A 19,842-nucleotide genomic window follows, 5' to 3' on the forward strand; every position below is an offset into this window, starting at 1 on the left:
CTTTTTTATATTAGCTTTTAATCGAGCTTGTTCATCTATTGTTAAAAATTTAGTCTACCATTAGGATGATTTTTGATTTTTTTATGTGCGGATAAGTGGCCTAGAAAAATTTTATAAGTAAATCATTATCGCCATTTTTCAGTATTCGATGAGTATCTTCGGCTAACAGGAAAAGATTGTGCTCAAATTTTTTTTAGTTTTCGGTGGGGGCCATCCCGTATTTCGTCTTCTCCATCTTCTTTTGATTTAAATTCTTTTTGTTGACTCATTTGTGTCATGGTATTCGCCATTAGCCGAGCCACTTCATTAATTGTATGAAGGTTTACCCTTTGATTAGGTGCGTACCGGGCATTCTCAAGTCCCTTAATTGATCTTATGCTTGATTTGGAAATGTGTATCTGCCCTTTTTCTGCTTTTTCCTTGAGCAAATGCATATTATGTTCGAATTCCCTTCTACTGTTCGGCATTTTTTCGGTTTTTAAATTCTGGTCTGTCGAAATTTGCCAATGAATTAGCTAATAGTCGTGCGGATTCGTCAATAGTCAAAAAATTAATACGTCTGTTCGGCAATTGTTTTGCGTTCAGCAAGCTATTGATCAACCTGCGGCTAGGCGGTAAGTGAAATGTTTTCCTTTCGATGCTTTCAGCAAGAATGTCAATATGCCTTTCAAATTCCTTTCTCTTGTTAGGTGTAATCATCTTACTATCTCCTTTTGTTCGAAAACATCAATATATTTGGATTTATGTCCAAAAGATACTTGCCAAATAAGCTTATACCCGGCTTTCAGCGTTTCTATTTTGTCTTTCGTTACGGTTGTATAATAACCTGTTTTTTCAGCAACCCCCTGTACTCTATTATCCCAATTTCTTCCTTTACGCCAGTATACCGATTGAGTATTGTCTTTAAGATTTGGAATTAGAGTACCTAGAGTGGCAGTCATTACAGCCGGCACTAACTCACTTCCAGTAACACTACCCGCATATCTACTCTTGATAAATAACGGAATTACATCTTCTTCTTTCTCTGAAACACTACTAGGGTAACCATTCGCAGAAAAAGTCGGCCAAGGATAAGAGTAGCGTTTTGCAGAGAATTTTTCTACTGGGATCAGGTAGGCGGTGAGCTCTATTTTCTCTTTAATGCTTTGGCGAGATTCCGAGTATTCTGTAGCATAGTAATTCAACGGAAGCTCATTGTTAACTGACAGTTTGTCAAAAACAATGTTACCAGTTTCAATAAAATCCTTCAGCGCATTTTCAAAATTTTCGTTACTGCTATTAAACTGAGGTATTAATTTGTTTTCAGGGAAGGTTGGTTGATAAAACCGTAATATATCAGCAACTTTCTCTCTGTCAGTGATTGTTGTGCAAGAGCACACAGCAACATTTAAAGCATATCTCAAAAGAACATCAAAATCCGAAACAAGTGAAATGTCGTTATGATCATTAAAACTTCGATCAATATACTCACTCGCTTTCCTGCTATCTTTAATGGAGAGTGGTACTAATGCTTTTACCTGTCCTAACAATGTTTCAGCAAACTGTTTAGTCAAAATATTTAACTCATTAAGTTCATATATGGATTCGCTTAACGGTTCCAAAAATTCTTCTTCAAGCACTATTTCACCTTTGCTCTTATTGGTTGCAACAAATGTTCGCTCCAACTTTTCAATCAACTCATCCAGATCATCAATGCCATTGTTTTTAAGCTCGATAAGAGATGCGAGAATGGCCTCCCTTATCATAAAGTGATTAAGCTTCAATAGCTCTTGCTCCTTTTCTTCCAAAGCAGCTTTCAGGTTTTCTGCAAAACTATCAGGGCTTACATTAGAGAGCTGATGAATAATAGCAGCGGAGAGCTCTTTTGAAATACTATAGCCGTCACAAAGTATTTCATTTACTAGTGCTCGCAAAACAATGCCTGTGTTAATGGAGCCGAGCCAAACCAAGGTTTCAATAACTCGATTTTTCACAACTAATGACGGATGATTTAAAAACCAAATAAGAAATTTTAGTAAATGATCATCTTGTTCATTTATGTTTACTTTATCGGCTCCTTTATTCAGCCACTCATACCGGTCATAAAAATGCTGGTCAGTCCTCACCATCAAATTAATATGTTCCAGGACAGCTTCTAATATCAACTGCTTTTCGTTCTCATCATTTATATTCCGAAGCAATGAAATAATTTGGTTGGCAATTACCCATTCTTCAAAATAGGGTTCATTAATAATCAGTTGTTTTATGTCTTTGATAAATTCTGCTGAGTTGTCGTACGTTTCCGCAAAAAGATCTCTTATATCATTAATTTTATTGGAATAGTTAAATGACCATACGCCATATTTTTCATCCTGAACTTTTTGCAGTGCGTCGACTATTACTTTTCTTGCACCGCTCTTATTTTCTGTATCAATTTTCCGCTGTGCGTCTTCTTTTGCAGTAATTAGGTCGTCGAGTGCATCTTTCTCTTCTCGTTTAGAAGTTGAATGTTTTCTTTCTTCTTTAGTTTCTCCTTTTGAGGGTTGGGTCGTTTGTATTCCAACCGCTTCTAAATACGGTTTCAACTTTTCAAAATTTGAAGTGCTCAATTCACTAAACAATTCTCGTAGGTACTCATACCGAAATTCATCGTCTATTTCAGCAACTAAAAACCGAGCCAGACGCTTAAATACTAAATCTAGCTTTCCTGGTTCACTGTTTTCCAAATGGTTCAGAATACTTGCCTGAATCTTTGCATAGCCTCTAATGTATCTATCATCTCCAAGCATAAACAATTCACAAAGTCCCCAAACGATAAGGGAACCTGAATCTTTAATATTCCGCAGCATATCCACTATACCACTCTGCTCCTCGATTGCCCTGGCTCCTAACACATATCCCTCGCCTATGTAAGGCATATCAACCGTACCCGACTCAGCATTGGTAATGACCGTTCGGTGATCCGGAAGCAACAAATGCTTAAAGTACTCTATTGACTTATTTAAAAAGCCGACTTTAGCCAGGTCACCGACAAACTCTTCCTGTTGCTGTTTCACATATCGCTGAAATGTCATTTCACCAGACGCATTATGAAGATGTGCTGCGAACTGCTGCAGGTAGGAAAGATTGCCATCTTTAAAAACGATATTTGAAACAGCAGTATTGATTATTCCCAACTGAGCTTCTTTGTACCATGACGGCCCCATTGAGGTATTAATCATTTCCTTGAAAACGTGTTTAGCTTTATCATGATTCTTCAGGAGCGCATACAATTCAACTAATCTCAACAGGTATTCATTTCTTTCCCATCTATTTTCTACTGTGTTTACAATATGCTCTTCTAAGACTTTTGCTACTTTGAAAGCCGACACTTCATGTTTGACCTCCTTAGCTAACTCCCTAGCAATAACAAACAAGCTATTGGTATAACCTTCGGTATAGATCCCAAGCTGATATGACTTCTTATTGACTATCTGCTCAACGAAAGTGGGAATATAATCGGGGAAAGCATCTACCAATAAATGGATTAGGCTTTTGTAGATGACCGGGTAAATTAATTCAGGGAGGGCATAGCTTCTCTTCCAACTCATTCTATCCCTTAAATCCGGAACTAGCTTTTCAACTAGCACGGTTAGTTTACTCAGAAGCTGTTTGATCTCTTCATTCCTGCGGTCAATTTTATAACGCTTTACTTTACCTGCAAGGAAGCATAAATACCTAAAAACAGATTTTACACTTTCTTCCCAATTGGAAGTGTACCCATATTGTGGTAATGGCGGATACTGGTTTACAGTATCAAAATACCCAAGACATTCTGCATTGAGCGTAAACCGATGTATGGATTGATGATTTAAGTCAACGCCATTGTCTTTTCTCAAATCGAATTCTTCGGCACCTGGAAAAACATCCTTGTATAAATTTTCGATAAGATCAAACCTCTTTGATCTGCCAAATAAAACATAAAGCAGAAAGAAATAATAGTCAGGATGAGTTCCGTACTTGTCAATCATGTACTCTAAATTCTCTATCCAAGCAGGGATATTATCTTCTGTTTTAACAATGGGGCTTTTTTCTTGAAATTCTAATGCATGATAGATACTTAGTGCGACAAAACCACTTGCTTTTTCGTCCAATTTAAATTTTTCTTCAACGAGTTTAGTGAGTGGAGGTACGTTAAATCGCCAAATGAGATAGCCACTATTATAAGAGCCAACATCGTCTTTAAAATTGTGAACTGCTTCTGGCGGGTTACCGCTTGTTTCAATCATTTCAATAGCGATGTCCTTAACGTGGCCAAATTCGTGGTAAGCTCTTTTAAAATCTACATTAGAAGACAGCGTAACAGCGCTACATCTTAAATGAATATATCGATTGAATGAATCTGATTCCAGACCTGATTCAACTATATTTATACACGTCTGATTAATCGCATTTAATAAGATTTCAGCTTCATCATCTGCGCCATATTCATAAAATTTTTGCAAAAGGTATAATGCATCCCCATCAGTAATTATTAGCGTTTTATTGCGTACAACATACTTTATCGCCTCTTCCGGTTTGCCTAAAGCCAATAATGCATTTACAAGAAAAATGGCGTTTTCCTGAAAAAGTGTATTGTATCTAAAATTCACTCGTTGCGAAAGCAGCAATAAAGAAATGACTTTGTGAGCTATCCCCAATTCGGCGGCAAGACCAATTACATTTTTAACGTCTGACAAAACAATATCAGGGTTAATACTGTTCAATGCACAATCATCGATCCATGCCTGGTTGCATTCGTCTAATGCGTTCCTTTTACTTTGCTCATCTCCATGCGCCAAGTGATACACTTTCTCAGACAGGCTAAAATTTTCCTGAGAGTGTTTTTGAATATAGTTACCTATGTTTTTATGTACCTGTTCGCCTAATTCATCTGTCTTTTTATTTACAAAATCAGAAAAAGAGGTGTGATAGATACTTATCGCTTCATTGTCTCTTAACAAGTGTTCAATTTTTTTAAAACTTGAGAGGAAACTGTGCTTCGTAGCCTGGGGCTGTATTTCTGATAAGGTTTTCTTATTTATCGGCACTCTTAATCTTGATAAAGTAGCTGCAAGCCAGATTTCTTCAGGATGATCATTTATTTGCATCCAGATTTTGTTATAATAGTTTTCTATTTCCCCACCAATTACAGGAATGGAACTGATCCAATCATCAATAGAAGGTATTTCGCCCATTCCTAAGATATACTTGGTCAGATACCTAAGATAGAGAGGATGCCCTTCTGATTTTTCTGCCAGTGCAGCTATTTGATTCCCGTTAAACCCTCTTTCTTTTACATGCTCGGAAAGATATTTTTCCGCGTTCTGAATGGAGAGTGGTGTAACCTTAATTTCCTTTGACGAATCAATTGCAACCTGAAACGCATTCGGTAGTAACTCTTTTGATGTGCATAAAAAAATGACCTTGATCTGTGGTGGTAATTTAAAAGGCAACACGGAGAGAAAGTTCTCCATCTGGGATTTGCTAACATCGTCCAACCCATCTATGATCAAAAAGGCTATTTTCTTTTGTTGTTGATAATGAAAGGATAACTGCTGTATCGCCTGGTGGATGTCTATTATCCTGTCATTTAGTGCTTTTTCAGCTTTGGGTTTGGGCGGCAGACTGTTGTATAGGGTACGATGACAAACTTCCTCTACCCATCTCATAAAGAAATCCGGTGTTGCCCTGATTTGTGTTGGAATTTCTTCGCTCTCCGGAACCTTTACAAAAAATCGGTCGCTTATAATATAATTGTCAACCTCAAATTCCAATTGGGCAGCTATTGTAGTTTTGCCTGAACCTGGGCTGCCACTCACCAGAAAATAGCTCCCATCAATTTGCGCTGCAACTACATCGTTTATTTTTTGCAATACTTCTTCATTGGGCGTAGTGTCTGATATATCACTTTCTATCGAATCTGGAATAGCATGCCCTTTATCGATAGTGACCATGATATGGTGCTTGTTCAAGATCTCAGTAATACTACTGATACTTGTTGCGCCAAGTGTCCCTACGGTATCGTAGCCAATCACTCCTACTACATGCCCGTTCATTACTAACGGCGAGCCGGACAATCCATCAAATTGATCGAGATTGTTGTATTGCTCACATTCTAAATCCACGTCCCATTTTGTGCCATTGTTAGTCCGGGAAACGCTGCCAGTATACTTCCCACCAGATTCCACCCTTTGTGTTGGGAACCCATAAGTTTCCCAATTTTCATTGTAAGGAATTTCTGTTTTTTTTAAAGGGAGAGCAGGAATGATAGTTTCAAGTTTATTTTTAAGTTCCAGTATGGCAACATCACGATCTGATATTCTCTCCAAGATTTCCGCGTCTACTTCCTTTTCATTTAAATGTAACTTTATCGGTTGCCCTTCAGGCAGATTGTGTTCAGATGTAAGTAAGATTTGTTTATCTCCTTCGGTGGCAACGAAAAAGGCTGTGCCCGACTTGTTTCCGCAAGTGACCTGCACAGTTGCTATTTCTGTTTGCTTTGGGTTTAATATTTTATGGCTCATAATGTTAGTGTATAAGGCTGCTGATCTAAATAGTGGATTGAGTAATTATATTTCTCCTTCCAATCTTCTCTATCAAAATATTTTGAATTAGCAGTGATATAGTTAAAATATATTTTCCTATGAAATTGCACTTTCCTGGTTATGATGTGTGCTATAGTTTCTTTGTCCGGATGACCATGATTTTGGCCATTAGTTGATACAAGGTACTTTTCAGAATCAATTTTATTTAACAATTCATAGCTGATATTACCAAAGCTGCCATGATGGGAAACTTTAATTAAATCAAAGATTATTATGCCTTCGTTTTGGTATTCATTAAGGGACTGAACTATCAAGCTAGGGTGAGCATCGGCAAGAAAAAGTATTCTTTTATTTTGAACCTGTAAGATAAAGGCAATAGAACTGCCATTTGTAGCTGTATTGTCTTCATCAAAAGGTGCTACTAATAATTCTTCGAGCGTTTCTTTTGTGGCGGAAATTGGCTTTGGTGCTACTTTAGCCTTCTCCTTTTCCCATGACAAAAGCATCTCAAATGCGTCATCATATAACTGCGAATTGCCTGCATTGAAATCAGTGGCATACCTTTTTAGTTCATTAGCCCATTGATCTTTCAGCTTTTCTAACTTTTGCTTGTCAGGGGAGAGAAGATAGATATTAGTATCAGGATCTAGTTCAATTTCTGGCCTTTGTTCAATACAAACGGCCTGATTATTAAAGTCGCTATTCCATGAATATTTTCCTTGCAGCAGTAATGCACCCACTGTTGTTCCTTGCTCTGCACTAATTCCTTGTTCTCCCTGTTTGCTTTCGCTTTGGATATATCCTCTTCGGATTATCTGTTGTAAAATTCGCTCTTGCTTTAAACTTATTTCACCTTCCTTTTGCCCATTGAGATGACGATATGTGTTATGCCAAACTTCTTTTATTGCTATAAATTTTTTGGCATTGTTATCTTTTAAAAGCCTTATTGCTCCTTGAATGTGGTCAGCGTCAATATGTGTCAGGATTAATTTTTCAAGGGTTCCTTCGTTCTTGCCAATTTTTATTAGATCATCCTTTAGATACTTTTGGAAAGTATCAACGTAACCGCAGTCAATAAGCAAATGCTTTTTCTCTTTTTCAGTTTCCCCAAAGCTTATCAAGAAACAATCTCCGTTTTTGGCTGGATAACTTTTAATTAGTATTAACATAAGAACGTGTTAGGGAATTGACAAGGACTGGTAGCCGAGTCAACTTTGTATCGACCAAGAAACAAAATAATAACTACTCAGTGGCAACCACTGACCGACTACCAGTGAGCTGCAATTTCGCCTTTTTTTGACCTTCAGCGCAAGCGTAAACACGAATTACGTACCATCACGGATGCCATTTTTTGGATCTTACGTACCGGTTGTCAAAGGCGAAACCTGCCGCCTAACTTCCCCCACTAGCAGGCCGTATACTATTATTTTGATCGCTGGAAAAAGGCCGACTATTTTGAACACATTAACGCGGCCCTTAACCAACTCGACCGACAGCAAGCAGAACGTCAAAACCTTCGGTAGTAAGTATCGATACACAATCGGTTAAGCTTGCTCCCATGATCGGTAAATGGCGAGGTTTTGACGCTCACAGGAAGGTCAATAGGCGTAAACGTACCTTCGTGGTAGACACACAGGGACGGCTTTGGGTAGCCGATGTCGATGCAGCTACCCAAGGCGAAGCACCTTAAGAAACATAGGGGTAACAAACCAAGAACGAGCGTTGCAGGTTTGTTACCCCTATGCTTTTCATTTTTTTCTACATTACTCATCAATTTCTGATGAGTATGTTTTGCCAAAATCTTCTATAAACTTTAACTGCTCTCTATTGTCACAAAACACTACATCAACAGCAGTGAAAAAAGTGCCATGATTAATAAGGTCTAAATGCCAAACAGAAATTTCTTCAAATTCTATAGCCATATTCATAGCGCACTTATCCAGTGGTGTTCCCTGTTCAAAGTAACATATCTCCAAGCAGTATTTATTAGATAAAACAAAATATATTAAGGAATCAGCGTCTACTTCGATAAACTGTTTAAATAGTTCTTTCTTGTATGTTTCTGGATTTGCATTTAACAGAAATCCAGGATTGTCGCAGCCTAAAAACGAATAGCCCTTTGGAGCTATTAATATTTTCCAATTCTTCGCATTTATTCCACTTATGAACGGCCACATTGTGGAACTAAATTTATGAGAGTCAAAGAAAATAGACAAGTGTTCTATCTTTGACTCTTCTATAATAGATTGATAATCAGTATTTTTATTGAAAGCATTTAACAACAGTAGTTTGTTCTCAATATTATTTCTAATAAGTGGACTTCGCATTCTTGAAACAAAAATCCATTCAATTAGTAACTCTACCGTTTCCGTACCAATAGTTTTCTCCGAGCTAATTACTTCAATTATACGATTATAATCATTCTCAATTTCTGAGAAAGCTGTTTCGATAGAGTATGGATCTATCAAGGATGAATGATGATAATATTTATTCCTTTTAAACGTGGCGTGATTAAGGCCTATTTTTTGAATATTTTTTCTGTATTTATTCGATATATCGTAACAGTAGGTGAAACTTCCTTCTACTTCTGCGATTCGGAACTGATTCAAGTAGGTTCTTGGAATGTAATGCTGTTGCTTAGGTTTATTTTTGCTTTTCATAGTAACAAATAATAAACGTGGTAAGTTATCAGCTATTAATCCAGTTCTCCAATTTGATATTTTCCATATTAATAAAATCCTTTGTGTTACGAGTAGCCAAAATCAACCCTTTGACTATTGATGTTGCCCCAATGAAAATATCTAGATCTTCAACGCGTCGGCCAATTTTTCTTAGTTGGGCTTTCTGATTAGCATACTCTTCTAAGCATTCACTTATGGGGATTACACGCTCGGAAAATGATGCCCTCAAACTTTTGACTCTCTGAAGATTTATAGACCGTCGATCAGGTGCGCTGTTCTCAACTCCATACAGTAATTCAGCAACCGTAATTTCCGATACATAGCAGGATTGAAAACCAACCTTTTGAATTTTACTTCCTAAATCGTACTCGCCTTTGATAAAATGAATACAAATATTTGTGTCTAGTAAATACTGACTCATAGTTCTATGTCACGAGTCCTGCTAACACGAGCTGAATAAATTTGCTTTACTAGTTCAGTCCCGGATTCTTCCCCTTCCCAGCTTCCGAACAAACTATAGAAAAGCTTTTCCTTTTCTTCTTCTGAAGTTATGACAGCTTCAGGTTTCTTTTCTGAAGAGACAGTTATGGTTAGCTCGTCCTCATTTTTGAAAAGCTCTCTTATAGCCTTCATCAAGCTATCATCTACTTGATTAGGCTTTATATGGTAAGTAGTTTGCATGGTGCTATCAGTATCCGTATTTGTGTTTATTGGTGCCAATATAACGCTTTTCCATTTTATCGGGTTCTAGCCGCTTTGTAAAGGCCTCACAAACCTACTCGCTGAAGGAGCCGATACACGGCTTTGCCATCAAATTGCTTGTTACGCCTAGTTTGGTAGTGGGTTTGATTCAGCTTGTCCGCAATCTGAGCATAGGTCATGCCCTTGTTTCGGTATAGGGTAGCTAGCTCTGTAGCTTGGACATTGGCTTTGTTCGTAATAGCATTGGCTACCCGAATGGCTTCTCCTTTTTGAATGGCTTGCAAGGTCAAGTTTTCCGGTTTACCTAGTTTGAACCCCTGAGCTTTCTTCTGAGCTAGGGCAGCGCGGGTACGTTCAGAAGTTCGTTCCGCTTCATATTGAGCAAAGGTCACCATCATACCTACTGTTAATGTATTGGCATCGGGCAGATCACAAGCTACGAAGTTAACGCCCGAATCTCTCAGCGTCATTACAAAGGCAACATTACGGCTTAGCCGGTCAAGCTTGGCAATAAGTAGCTTTGCCTTATGTTGCTGACAAGCCCGGATTGCTTCAACCAGCTTTGGCCGCTCACTCTTTCGGCCAGATTCGATTTCAGTAAATTCAGATCTGATCTGGTCCCCTTCCCGCAGATACCGGCTGACAATAGCTTGCTGATCGCCCAGGCCCAAGCCGGATCGTCCTTGCGCTTTGGTCGATACTCGATAATAGCAGATGTAATTCATGATACGCTCTTTACCGAAGGTAGGTGTTCCACGGCTGGTTGAATCAAATATAGTGCTTTATGGCGTTTTATAAACGAGCGTTCAAAAAATGCCATAGCTTTACTAGTGTCATAGGAGAACTGTATATTTGGGCTAAAGTACTTGGATATGGAAGAATTCACAATTGATGAAGAGTATAGATTGCTCTTTAATAAAGAAACAGCTTTATGGGATACTTATCAAAATGAAGAGCTGATGCCCAAAAGCCCTGAATATCTCTATAAATATTATTCTCTAAATCTATATAGTATCGACTCTCTACTTAGACATTACTTTTATCTTTCTAATCCAGGTGATTTTAACGATCCTTTTGATTGTAACTTGAATTTAGTAAGAGGTATAACGGAAAATGCTAAGGTAGAATTTGTTAGCAGGAATAATATTAAGAATATAGGTATCAGTTCATTATCAGAAACTATTGATAACCACTTAATGTGGGCACATTATACGAATAATTATAATGGTTTTGCTATCAAATTCAAGGGAGATAAAGTAACCGTAAATATGAATGAAGATCGGTTTGATAAATATGCACTCACTTCAGTAATATACCCCAAAGAGCCGGTCAGGATAAAGAATGATTATCCATTTGCTATGCATTATGTTTTAAGCACTAAGTTTAAGCATTGGAGCTACGAAAAGGAATGGCGAATCATTACACAACTAAAACAAGGCGATAATAGAGAACTAGAATTTGTGCCAGAAGCTTTACAAGCAATCTATATAGGGCATAAAATTCCGGATAATAACAAAAGCGCTTATAAGTTATTGCTTGAGATCCAAGAAATTAAATTCCCGACAATCCCTGTTTATGTAGTATATCCGCATCCTACAGATTTAAAATTAGAGTTTGAAAAAGTGTGGAATTGAGAATTGACCCTTGTTTTACGCTATGGCTAGAAAGAAAAATCAACATTTTGTCCCTCAATTCTTAATGAAGAATTTTTCCTGTTTCAATAATAGGAAAACTATTAGTATATATAATATAAAAACTAATTTATACCTGCATTGTAAAGCTCCTATAAAAGGGCAAGCCCAATCTGATTACTTTTATGGAGAGGACTTGCAAATAGAAAATATGCTAGCAACTCTTGAACAAGAAGTAAGTCCAATATTTAATAAAATTATAGATACTAATAAGCTACCTCCGTGGGGAACCGACGAATATGCGAAGATGCATATTTTTACCATGATTCAATCAATGCGGACTAAATATACTCAAGAGGAATGGAACGAATCTTTTGATATGAAAATAAAAGCAATTTATAGGCATGATAAAGTTATAGGGAAATTTGTAGATGATTTTGTTTTTGGAATTAAAAATGCAGCATCTCAAGCAGTTAGCACGGCATTAGATTCGATGCATATAACTTATGACCTGAAGTGTAAGCTCATAATTAATACATCAAATACAGTGTTTTTACTTTCTGACCATCCGGCAGTTAAGTATAATCAATTTTTGAAGGGAAAAAATGTAAAATATTCAACATGTGGTTTTGGGTCTTTAGGAGTTCAGATAATACTGCCTATATCACCTAGGCATTCTCTAATATTCTATGATTCAGCTATATATGATTTAGGGTATAAAAATCATGATACTTTAAAAATCAATCTTGACTCTGACATAAATGTTCTAAATACATTACAAGTTATTCATTGTGATGAAAATCTTTATTTTAATGAATTTATTCGACAGGAATATATTACTAAGATTACTAATTTATATGGAAAGTATAGGAGATTAAAAAAGAATGATTATAAAGAATTTAAAGAAAATCCTGAAAAAGATAATTTCCTATTCGTTATAAGTGGTTATGAAATAGACGCCAAGGTAAGACTGCCATCTTGCGTTCTAACAAAAAATGCAGAGAAGTATGTGTTAGGCAATCGGGTCGACCATATGCGACAAATAGCTATAGATAATTATAAAGAAAAAGTTAAGAGAGAACAACCAGCTAATGATAATGAATTAAAAATTCCTGTAATGAGAATATTTAATAGAGTAAAATAATTTAACTATTATTGTTTGATAGCTTTGAAGAACTACTTTGATGTATATCAATAATATATCTAAATGTAGGATCTTCTGAGGAAGCCGAATCCATTTTCGAAAACCCCATAATTTTGTCTAACTTTTTCAGGGAAGGCAAATAAGAGATAGTTCTTCGATATTCTTCTAAATCACGATTACTACTCAAGGCTCTTATTTCCCTTAGATCATGAGCAAATTCATATAAAAATTTTCTCCACCAACCATAATAGAAATACTCACAATTCTTTATAGTTTCTGAACAGTCTTCATACTGACTTAATATAGCATAGAATGAAAATAAATCATAAATAGCTCCCATATCGCTCGATAGTACATTCGATTTAAATTCCTCAATTTTAGTATAAGTTTGATTAAAGTCTTTTGTATTATTTAATAAGTTTTCTCTATACCCATCCTCTGTATACTATTTGTTTTTACTGCCCAAGCTTTATTTCTAATATTTCGAAATCTTTCATCTGTAAACAATTGAAATAAATTAAGTGAAGATTGGCTAACCTGTTTATCTTGGGCTTCTCTAGCAACAATCAAAGTATATATAACAGAAATAAACCCTGCTATCGGTGCGCTTATAGAAATTACCTTTGACCATTTATCTATTTCAGTAGTGTTTTGTCCTAATGATATATTTAAAAGGAAGCTTGATACAGTTAGTATTATTACAAATAGTAAAAATGGGAAAATAATATTTTCTAGCAGTCTTTTGTAGTACATGACCCTATTGTAGTTTTCTTCCAAGTTGTTGATCTAAAGAGATTTATAATATACAATACTTTTCTAACTAGTTAGATAGCTCTTCCATAATTTGTTAGTTCTTAGATATTTCACCCATTCCTTTCAGCCAGTCGCCGGTTTGCCACGTGGTCTTACCGCAGCCACTCAGCTTCACCAATAAAAATTTTCGCCTTGTCCTAACGGTCAATTCCCCGCCCTACCAAAATTTATTCATGGTTCGTTCGCTATAGCAGCGGTTGTTCAGTCCCCGTAAACCGTAACCTAAAAGGAGATTGAACATGAAATTGTTTACCAAACAACAACTAACTAAACTTCTCAACAATGGCAGCTCTGCCAATCGAGGTAAAGACCATAAACCAGTAATAAAGCTATTTACACCGGATGCCGGTTGTACCTGGTTGCTCACTGAAATAGATCCTGAAGAAACAGATCTTGCTTTTGGCCTATGTGATCTTGGCTTAGGTTTTCCAGAACTTGGCTATATATCAATTACTGAGCTTACTACAGTGCTTGGACGCTTCGGTTTGCCAGTCGAGCGTGATTTACATTTTGCAGGTCAATACCCAATCAGCGTTTATGCTGATGCAGCTTATCAGAAAGAGCGCATCGTTACGGAAGATCAAAGGTTATTGCAGCTCATTGCTACGGCTATGAAGAAATAACAACTACGATTTGAAGCCCTGACCAGGCAGGGCTTTTACTATTTTTACTTTGTAGAAAACGAAAGCAAAGCTATGGAAGAATATAAGCCACTCCCAGATTTTTATGTGAATGCTACTCCCCCACCTGTTCAGGAGATCGATCAGGATAAGTATCTCAATTTAACATTCCGTTATAAAGGGGAAATCTATAGGACAAAGCTACACCCCGGTCAGGAAGAGTTTTATCGAACTTTGATAGAGCAAGTCAACAAAAGTTAGTTGCTTTTTTCCATTAGGATCAACTTCCTGCCTATTGACACACCAGGCACAGTTAGCCATATAAGCTAATTATGTGCTTCCCTCCTGCCCTATCACAGATTGATTTTCATGACAGCCAGCTAACCGGCGAAGAGTTAAACCAGGCCATAAAGGATCATGAGGATAGATGGCTTACCGAAGTTTACAGGGAACAATGCCGGATGAATAAAACCTATTCAGAACATCATACTTGCAGCCTGGTTAAGTGTCTGCCTAAGCACCTGCGTGATCGATACTACGATAAATATTACAGCGGTAATCCTGTCCTTAGAGAAGATATAAGAAGGATTACATTCTAATTTCATGCTGTTTATTGTGTTGATCATGAAACAGTTATGAAAATAATTATACAGATTTCTGTATTTCCTTAAATCATCATTTCTTTATTTCTGCAAAAGCTTATTCCTTTAAATACAGAAATACGATTTTCTTTATTTCTTTAAAAATCTATTTTTGTTTTCAACAGCAACAGAAGGATTAAATGATTCTCTCAGTAACGAGCCTAAAAGGTGGAGTGGGTAAGTCCACCATTTCACAAAACCTTGCCGTTTGCTTCGCCCATGCAGGATATAAAACCTGCATATGTGACGTGGATACAAACCAGAGTGCTATTCACTGGTCAGGGTTACGATCAGAAGACGCGCCTGCCATCCCTGTATTTGGTTGGCCAGATGGTATAGAGCTTTCCAAGAACGTAAAGCTTATCAGCAAGGATTATGAAATTATCATCATCGACGGTACGCCCTCGCTTAATAAGCTCACAAGTAAAATCATTCTACTAGCTGATCTGCTGCTAATACCAATCCTGCCAAGTGGTCTTGATATATGGGCAACAAAGCAATTCCTGGAACGGTATCATGATGCTGAAGCCGAGAAGGAAAAGAAGATACCGGCATACTTCCTGATGAATCAATTCCAGCCTAATACTAATATGAGCAAAGAGGTAATGGAAGTTTTGCAGGAAGAGCAGATACCAATTCTTAATACCACTATCAAATCACGCACCGCCTACCGTGAAGCAGTGGTTAAGGGCTTAGGCGTGGTCGAGTATAAAGACGAGAAAGCTAAAACCGAAATTGTCACGCTCTTCAACGAGTTGACCGAGATCATCAAAAAACTTTAAGGATTAGGAACATGGCAAAAGAAAAATTAGGGTTGAAAAATAGTCTAGGCTTAAGCCCAAAGGTTGAAGTGAAGAAGTCTGAAATCAATGTTGAGCAGACTGAAAAGGCCGTTAAAGAGATCCACTCAAAAAAAGAAGAAACTCACCGGCTTACTATAGATATTCCTATGGATATTTATAAAGCTATGAAGATTAAGATCCTAGGCGAAAGCACGGCCAGGGAGCACATAATAAAACTTATAAATGATGATTTAAGGAAATAAAGAAATACAGAAATACAGATTTAAAGATTTATGCTTTTCTGTATTTCTTTAAATAATATAATTGAATTGCCTGACTACCTGGTTATTATGATATGAAACCCTAACCTGCACCTTACATGGAAAGTAAAAAAGAGCCTAAAAAGATCAGTGATAGAAAGCTAAAAGCGTTTCAAAACGGTGTCAAAATCGCCACTGATAAGGCAACGATCAAGAACGCAGTTTTCCAGCATTCTGTATTGTGTCAAACCTTTTTACCTACACGTGATCCAGGAGATGAAGTTAGAGAATGGGAACAGAAGCAGGGTAACGTTTCCTTATTGGTTCAGGCCGGTAAAGCCATTAACCAGGAGGGCCACTTTGAAAATGTAGGTTTGCCACACGGCACAAAGGCCAGGCTAATACTTGCTCATATAAATAGCCAAGCTATCAAAACCCAAAGCAAGATCATTGATGTGGAAGATTCAATGTCTGCTTTCATCAAGCGCATAGGGCTTAACACAGATGGTTACTCAATCAGGGAAGTTAAAGAGCAGCTCCGCAGGTTATCGACAGCCCGTTTGAGCATGGGTTATAGTGACGGGGTAAGAGGTGCTCAATTTGAATTACAAATTGTAAGCGCCTTCGATCTATGGTTTCCTAAAGATGAAAGGCAACGTGTTTTATGGCCATCTAGCGTACAGCTTTCAGGGGATTACTTCCAAAGCCTTTTGGAGCATGCTATACCTTTGGATGAAAGGGCTTTAGGAGCCTTGGCACACAATACAATGGCTCTAGATATGTATGCATGGTTAGCACAAAGGCTTCACCGCATAGAAAAAGGTGACTATCAGTTTGTTTCCTGGGTCAATCTATGGGAACAGTTCGGCCAGAATTATACACGTATCAGAGATTTCAGGAGAGATTTCAGAAAAACCTTGCAGTCGGTCATAATGCAATACCCATTCGCCAAAATTGAAGAAGTAGCAGATAAAGGGCTAAACTTATTTCATTCTCCACCCCCGATTGAAAAGAAGATTATCATGCAAATTCCTATTTCGGTTGGTGAGCAAAAGGAGCAGGAAGCCCAAAGTTCGTGAATTTACTCGCACCCTCTTATGTATCAACTTAGTACAAATAAGAGCTGATAGACAATTGCTCTCTGTTGCTAATAAGTCACGTGAATTTACTCGCGCTTTTTAGCGCTAGAGAAACTCTGGTGGCAATATACCGCAAAATATGCTATTGATAATCAATGACTTACAAGCCAATATAATGTTCGTGAATTTACTCGCGCTTTTAAGGCCAAACATACTGATTGTTTGATGTGGATAAACTCAAGGCAGCGTAGCATCAAAGAGTCTATCACACGAGTAATTGATTGATAATCAATGATTTACTGCATGTTCGTGAATTTACTCGCACCAGTGGATTTCGAGCGTTTTGAAAAGTTATCCACGTGAGTTTACTCGCGCTTAGACTACTTATCTACGTGAATTTACTCGCACTAGTCCACGTGAATTTACTCGCGCAAACCTATATATAATAAACCCTATAATTTAATTACCTATAGTGCCGTCCCGGAATGTGGAAAAACTTCGTTTTACTAAATTTTTTTTCGGCTTCGCCGATATTGCTATTGAAAAGAAAAAAGATTTGGTAAAAATCAAGTCTATAGATTAAATAGATGCATGAACTCTGAACAGGCAAAGCAACTTTCACTCCCTGATCTTTTGGCCAAGCTTGGCCATCAGCCAGTTAAAACCCTAAAGGGTGGGAGAGAGCTTTGGTATAAATCCCCGTTCAGGAATGAACATGATGCTTCCTTCCATACCAGCTTCTTAGGCGGTAAATGGATCTGGAATGATTTCGGTGATGCAGGCGGTACAGTGCTTGATTTCGCCATGCGTTACTATAGCACTGATGTAAAAGGAGCCTTAGCTAACCTGGAAAGGCTCGCCGGTAACTACTCCCAACAGCAAAGTCTATTTTCTGCGCCCACAGCGACAAAAGCGCCCTCGGCAGCTACTACCCCCGCCGACGATCAAGAAACGCTTATCCTACGCAAAATAAACCCGCTTAGCGTTGATTCCTTCAATGGTAAGGCATTGATCCAGTATCTTACCGAGAAACGCGGTATAGATCCAATGCTTGCCACCAAGTACCTGGTTGAAGTACAGTACCGCAATAATGAAACGGGTAAAGTCTATTTTGCCGCAGGCATCAGGAATGAGGAAGAAGGCTATGAGATCAGAAACGCCTATTTTAAAAGCTCCATTGGTAAAAAGGGCGTAACGATCATTAAAGGCAAGAAGGAAGGCCAAGTGGCAGTTTTTGAAGGGTTTATGGACTTCCTATCGGCACTTACCTACTACCAATCAGCAGATCTAGCCAAGTTTCAAGAATTAGTGCAGGGTGATACACTCATCATGAATTCTGCTTCTTTTCACGAGCGAACAAAAGAACTCCTCAAAGCAGGTAACTATACAAAAATCAGCCTTTACCTTGATAATGATAAGACCGGCCACAAGGTTAGAGATCTGATCCAGGAGCAAGCACCACTATTCACAGTAGATTGTTCAATTAATTATAGTAATCACAAAGATTTCAACTTGTTTCTAATTGAATATCAAGCCAGCAAAGCCATTGCGCACTAAATCTCTTAATAATGGGAGAGCAAAGAAGAACTGTTTTTATCTCATATTCTTGGGATGGTGAGACACATCAAGAATGGGTATTAAAACTAGCAGATGATTTAACCGAAAGATATGGTCTTATAGTGCTATTAGATCAATATGATTTGACAGTCGGGAAAAATATGACCGCTTTTATGGAAAAATCCTTAGAAGCAGCCGATAAGGTTCTAATTATATTAACCCCCAATTACAAAACGAAGGCAGAAGATAGGAGAGGAGGGGCAGGGTTTGAACATTCGATTATTTCTCAAGAATTATATGATCTGCAAGACCAAAATGATAAATATTTACCGGTTTTAAGAGCAGGAACAACGCAAACAAGTGCACCTGGTTATATTAAGACATTGGTTTACCGTTCAATGGTTAACGATAATCAATATGAATCAGACCTGCTTAAACTTGTAAAAGATATTTATGGGAAGCCACAAGCAGTAAGACCGCAACCAGGTAAAATACCAAATTTCGATCAAATTGAGGAGTTAGACCCCTTAGTAGAACGTGCTAATAAATTACGAAATGAGGAACAATCAGAGTATGAGAGAATACACTTTCTAAATTCCCAACAAGCTAAGAATACTGCTGATTATTCTGTAAACCAACTATTTTCAAATATTGATTTGAAAGCCGCTAAATACAGGGATGCAACCGACTTTAGATTTAATTTAGAAAAAGCTTATGATAAGGCGATTTTATACAGTGGCGAAGGATATTCAATAAGGTATAGGTGGATTATTCAATACAGCAACAGTGTGGAAGGAGCAGAACTCGTTATTGAATATATTGATGGAGCACCTTCATTAGATAACAGTGGTTATTATTTTCCCGGTGATGAGCCCAAGCGGCTAAAACTAGAAAGATATAGTTTTGACGTTGATAAGAATTCAAATCCTCAGTGGAATAAAAAAGATGATAACACAACATATAGATCTGAAGATATAATTAAAAATTCATTTGTATGGTTATTTGATAAAATAGAAGAAGCAAGGCGCGCTATGCTGGCAGAAAGAAGAAAAAGAGGGTTTTAATTGTAAATTCGTATATGATGGAAAAACTTTTTGATGATAAGCCCAGATCAAATACTGAATATGCAAAACATCAGCATAATAGTTACGAATTCTATGATAATACAGCTAAAGATAAATTCGTAGAAGTTAGGGAAATGCTGAACGATTGGTTTTCAAGATACCCTGATAGCGATAAACAATCTTTAAAAAAAAATTTTAAGAAGGTTGATTTCGATTCAGCCTTTTTTGAGCTATTCATACATGAATTGTTTTTAAATCAAGGATTTGAGATTACAACGCATCCGACAGTACCAGATTCTACTAAAACTCCTGACTTTTTAGCT

20 protein-coding genes are annotated in these 19,842 nt (G+C 37.4%); 10 read left to right on the forward strand and 10 right to left on the reverse strand.

Annotation, left to right across the window (positions count from 1 at the left end; genetic code table 11):
• Window positions 1-182 precede the first annotated feature (182 nt).
• The 4 genes from avs1c (ACYVAD_RS11245) to avs1a are packed head-to-tail and all read right to left on the reverse strand — an operon-like array spanning window position 183 to window position 7,714.
• Window positions 183-467 (reverse strand): AVAST type 1 anti-phage system protein Avs1c, encoded by a 285-nt coding sequence (gene avs1c / locus ACYVAD_RS11245; protein WP_461139588.1) that lies wholly within the window; start codon window positions 465-467, stop codon window positions 183-185.
• Complete coding sequence (gene avs1c, locus ACYVAD_RS11250; protein WP_461139589.1) at window positions 454-699, reverse strand: AVAST type 1 anti-phage system protein Avs1c; 246 nt, start codon at window positions 697-699, stop codon at window positions 454-456. Before avs1c (ACYVAD_RS11250) ends, avs1c (ACYVAD_RS11245) begins: the two co-directional genes overlap by 14 nt.
• The gene (locus ACYVAD_RS11255; protein WP_461139590.1) at window positions 696-6,524 is read right to left on the reverse strand and encodes a S1 family peptidase; all 5,829 of its coding nucleotides are present in this window, start codon (window positions 6,522-6,524) and stop codon (window positions 696-698) included. Before ACYVAD_RS11255 ends, avs1c (ACYVAD_RS11250) begins: the two co-directional genes overlap by 4 nt.
• Window positions 6,521-7,714, reverse strand: coding sequence for an AVAST type 1 anti-phage system MBL fold metallo-hydrolase Avs1a (avs1a, locus tag ACYVAD_RS11260; RefSeq protein WP_461139591.1), 1,194 nt, complete (start codon window positions 7,712-7,714; stop codon window positions 6,521-6,523). The genes ACYVAD_RS11255 and avs1a overlap by 4 nt, the downstream gene beginning before the upstream one ends.
• A gap of 177 nt (window positions 7,715-7,891) precedes the next feature.
• Between avs1a and ACYVAD_RS11265 the strand changes: the two genes are divergently transcribed.
• Window positions 7,892-7,954, forward strand: coding sequence for a hypothetical protein (locus tag ACYVAD_RS11265; protein ID WP_461139608.1), 63 nt, complete (start codon window positions 7,892-7,894; stop codon window positions 7,952-7,954).
• Between the two features lie 354 nt (window positions 7,955-8,308).
• On the opposite strand, the gene ACYVAD_RS11270 is transcribed toward ACYVAD_RS11265, so the two are convergent.
• From ACYVAD_RS11270 to ACYVAD_RS11285, 4 genes are all read right to left on the reverse strand, one after another.
• Window positions 8,309-9,205, reverse strand: a complete 897-nt coding sequence (locus tag ACYVAD_RS11270; RefSeq protein ID WP_461139592.1) for a DUF4238 domain-containing protein — start codon at window positions 9,203-9,205, stop codon at window positions 8,309-8,311.
• A gap of 28 nt (window positions 9,206-9,233) precedes the next feature.
• Window positions 9,234-9,647, reverse strand: coding sequence for a PIN domain-containing protein (locus ACYVAD_RS11275; protein ID WP_461139593.1), 414 nt, complete (start codon window positions 9,645-9,647; stop codon window positions 9,234-9,236).
• A complete protein-coding gene (locus tag ACYVAD_RS11280) occupies window positions 9,644-9,907 on the reverse strand; it encodes a hypothetical protein (protein WP_461139594.1) in 264 nt (87 codons plus the stop codon). Before ACYVAD_RS11280 ends, ACYVAD_RS11275 begins: the two co-directional genes overlap by 4 nt.
• Before the next feature lie 86 nt (window positions 9,908-9,993).
• Window positions 9,994-10,653, reverse strand: coding sequence for a recombinase family protein (locus tag ACYVAD_RS11285; RefSeq protein ID WP_461139595.1), 660 nt, complete (start codon window positions 10,651-10,653; stop codon window positions 9,994-9,996).
• A gap of 147 nt (window positions 10,654-10,800) precedes the next feature.
• Between ACYVAD_RS11285 and ACYVAD_RS11290 the strand changes: the two genes are divergently transcribed.
• The gene (locus ACYVAD_RS11290) at window positions 10,801-11,562 is read left to right on the forward strand and encodes a DUF2971 domain-containing protein (protein WP_461139596.1); all 762 of its coding nucleotides are present in this window, start codon (window positions 10,801-10,803) and stop codon (window positions 11,560-11,562) included.
• 22 nt (window positions 11,563-11,584) lie between these two features.
• Window positions 11,585-12,703 (forward strand): DUF4238 domain-containing protein, encoded by a 1,119-nt coding sequence (locus ACYVAD_RS11295; RefSeq protein ID WP_461139597.1) that lies wholly within the window; start codon window positions 11,585-11,587, stop codon window positions 12,701-12,703.
• 1 nt (window position 12,704) lies between these two features.
• On the opposite strand, the gene ACYVAD_RS11300 is transcribed toward ACYVAD_RS11295, so the two are convergent.
• Window positions 12,705-13,043: a hypothetical protein gene (locus ACYVAD_RS11300; RefSeq protein WP_461139598.1), complete on the reverse strand. Its 339-nt coding sequence runs from the start codon at window positions 13,041-13,043 to the stop codon at window positions 12,705-12,707.
• A 71-nt stretch (window positions 13,044-13,114) separates the two neighbouring features.
• Entirely contained in the window at window positions 13,115-13,480 is a 366-nt protein-coding gene (locus ACYVAD_RS11305) for a hypothetical protein (protein ID WP_461139599.1), read from the reverse strand.
• Window positions 13,481-13,755: 275 nt separating this feature from the next.
• Between ACYVAD_RS11305 and ACYVAD_RS11310 the strand changes: the two genes are divergently transcribed.
• The 7 genes from ACYVAD_RS11310 to ACYVAD_RS11340 all read left to right on the forward strand — a co-directional run.
• Window positions 13,756-14,139 (forward strand): DUF2958 domain-containing protein, encoded by a 384-nt coding sequence (locus ACYVAD_RS11310; protein WP_461139600.1) that lies wholly within the window; start codon window positions 13,756-13,758, stop codon window positions 14,137-14,139.
• 778 nt (window positions 14,140-14,917) lie between these two features.
• Window positions 14,918-15,559: a ParA family partition ATPase gene (gene parA / locus ACYVAD_RS11315; protein WP_461139601.1), complete on the forward strand. Its 642-nt coding sequence runs from the start codon at window positions 14,918-14,920 to the stop codon at window positions 15,557-15,559.
• Between the two features lie 11 nt (window positions 15,560-15,570).
• Window positions 15,571-15,822: a hypothetical protein gene (locus ACYVAD_RS11320; protein WP_461139602.1), complete on the forward strand. Its 252-nt coding sequence runs from the start codon at window positions 15,571-15,573 to the stop codon at window positions 15,820-15,822.
• A 116-nt stretch (window positions 15,823-15,938) separates the two neighbouring features.
• Complete coding sequence (locus ACYVAD_RS11325; RefSeq protein ID WP_461139603.1) at window positions 15,939-16,898, forward strand: replication protein RepA; 960 nt, start codon at window positions 15,939-15,941, stop codon at window positions 16,896-16,898.
• Between the two features lie 591 nt (window positions 16,899-17,489).
• A complete protein-coding gene (locus tag ACYVAD_RS11330; protein ID WP_461139604.1) occupies window positions 17,490-18,455 on the forward strand; it encodes a toprim domain-containing protein in 966 nt (321 codons plus the stop codon).
• Window positions 18,456-18,466: 11 nt separating this feature from the next.
• Window positions 18,467-19,519: a toll/interleukin-1 receptor domain-containing protein gene (locus ACYVAD_RS11335; RefSeq protein ID WP_461139605.1), complete on the forward strand. Its 1,053-nt coding sequence runs from the start codon at window positions 18,467-18,469 to the stop codon at window positions 19,517-19,519.
• A 14-nt stretch (window positions 19,520-19,533) separates the two neighbouring features.
• The coding region (locus ACYVAD_RS11340; protein WP_461139606.1) for a hypothetical protein at window positions 19,534-19,842 on the forward strand (309 nt) is incomplete at its 3' end.

The organism is Spirosoma pomorum, from assembly GCF_054776615.1.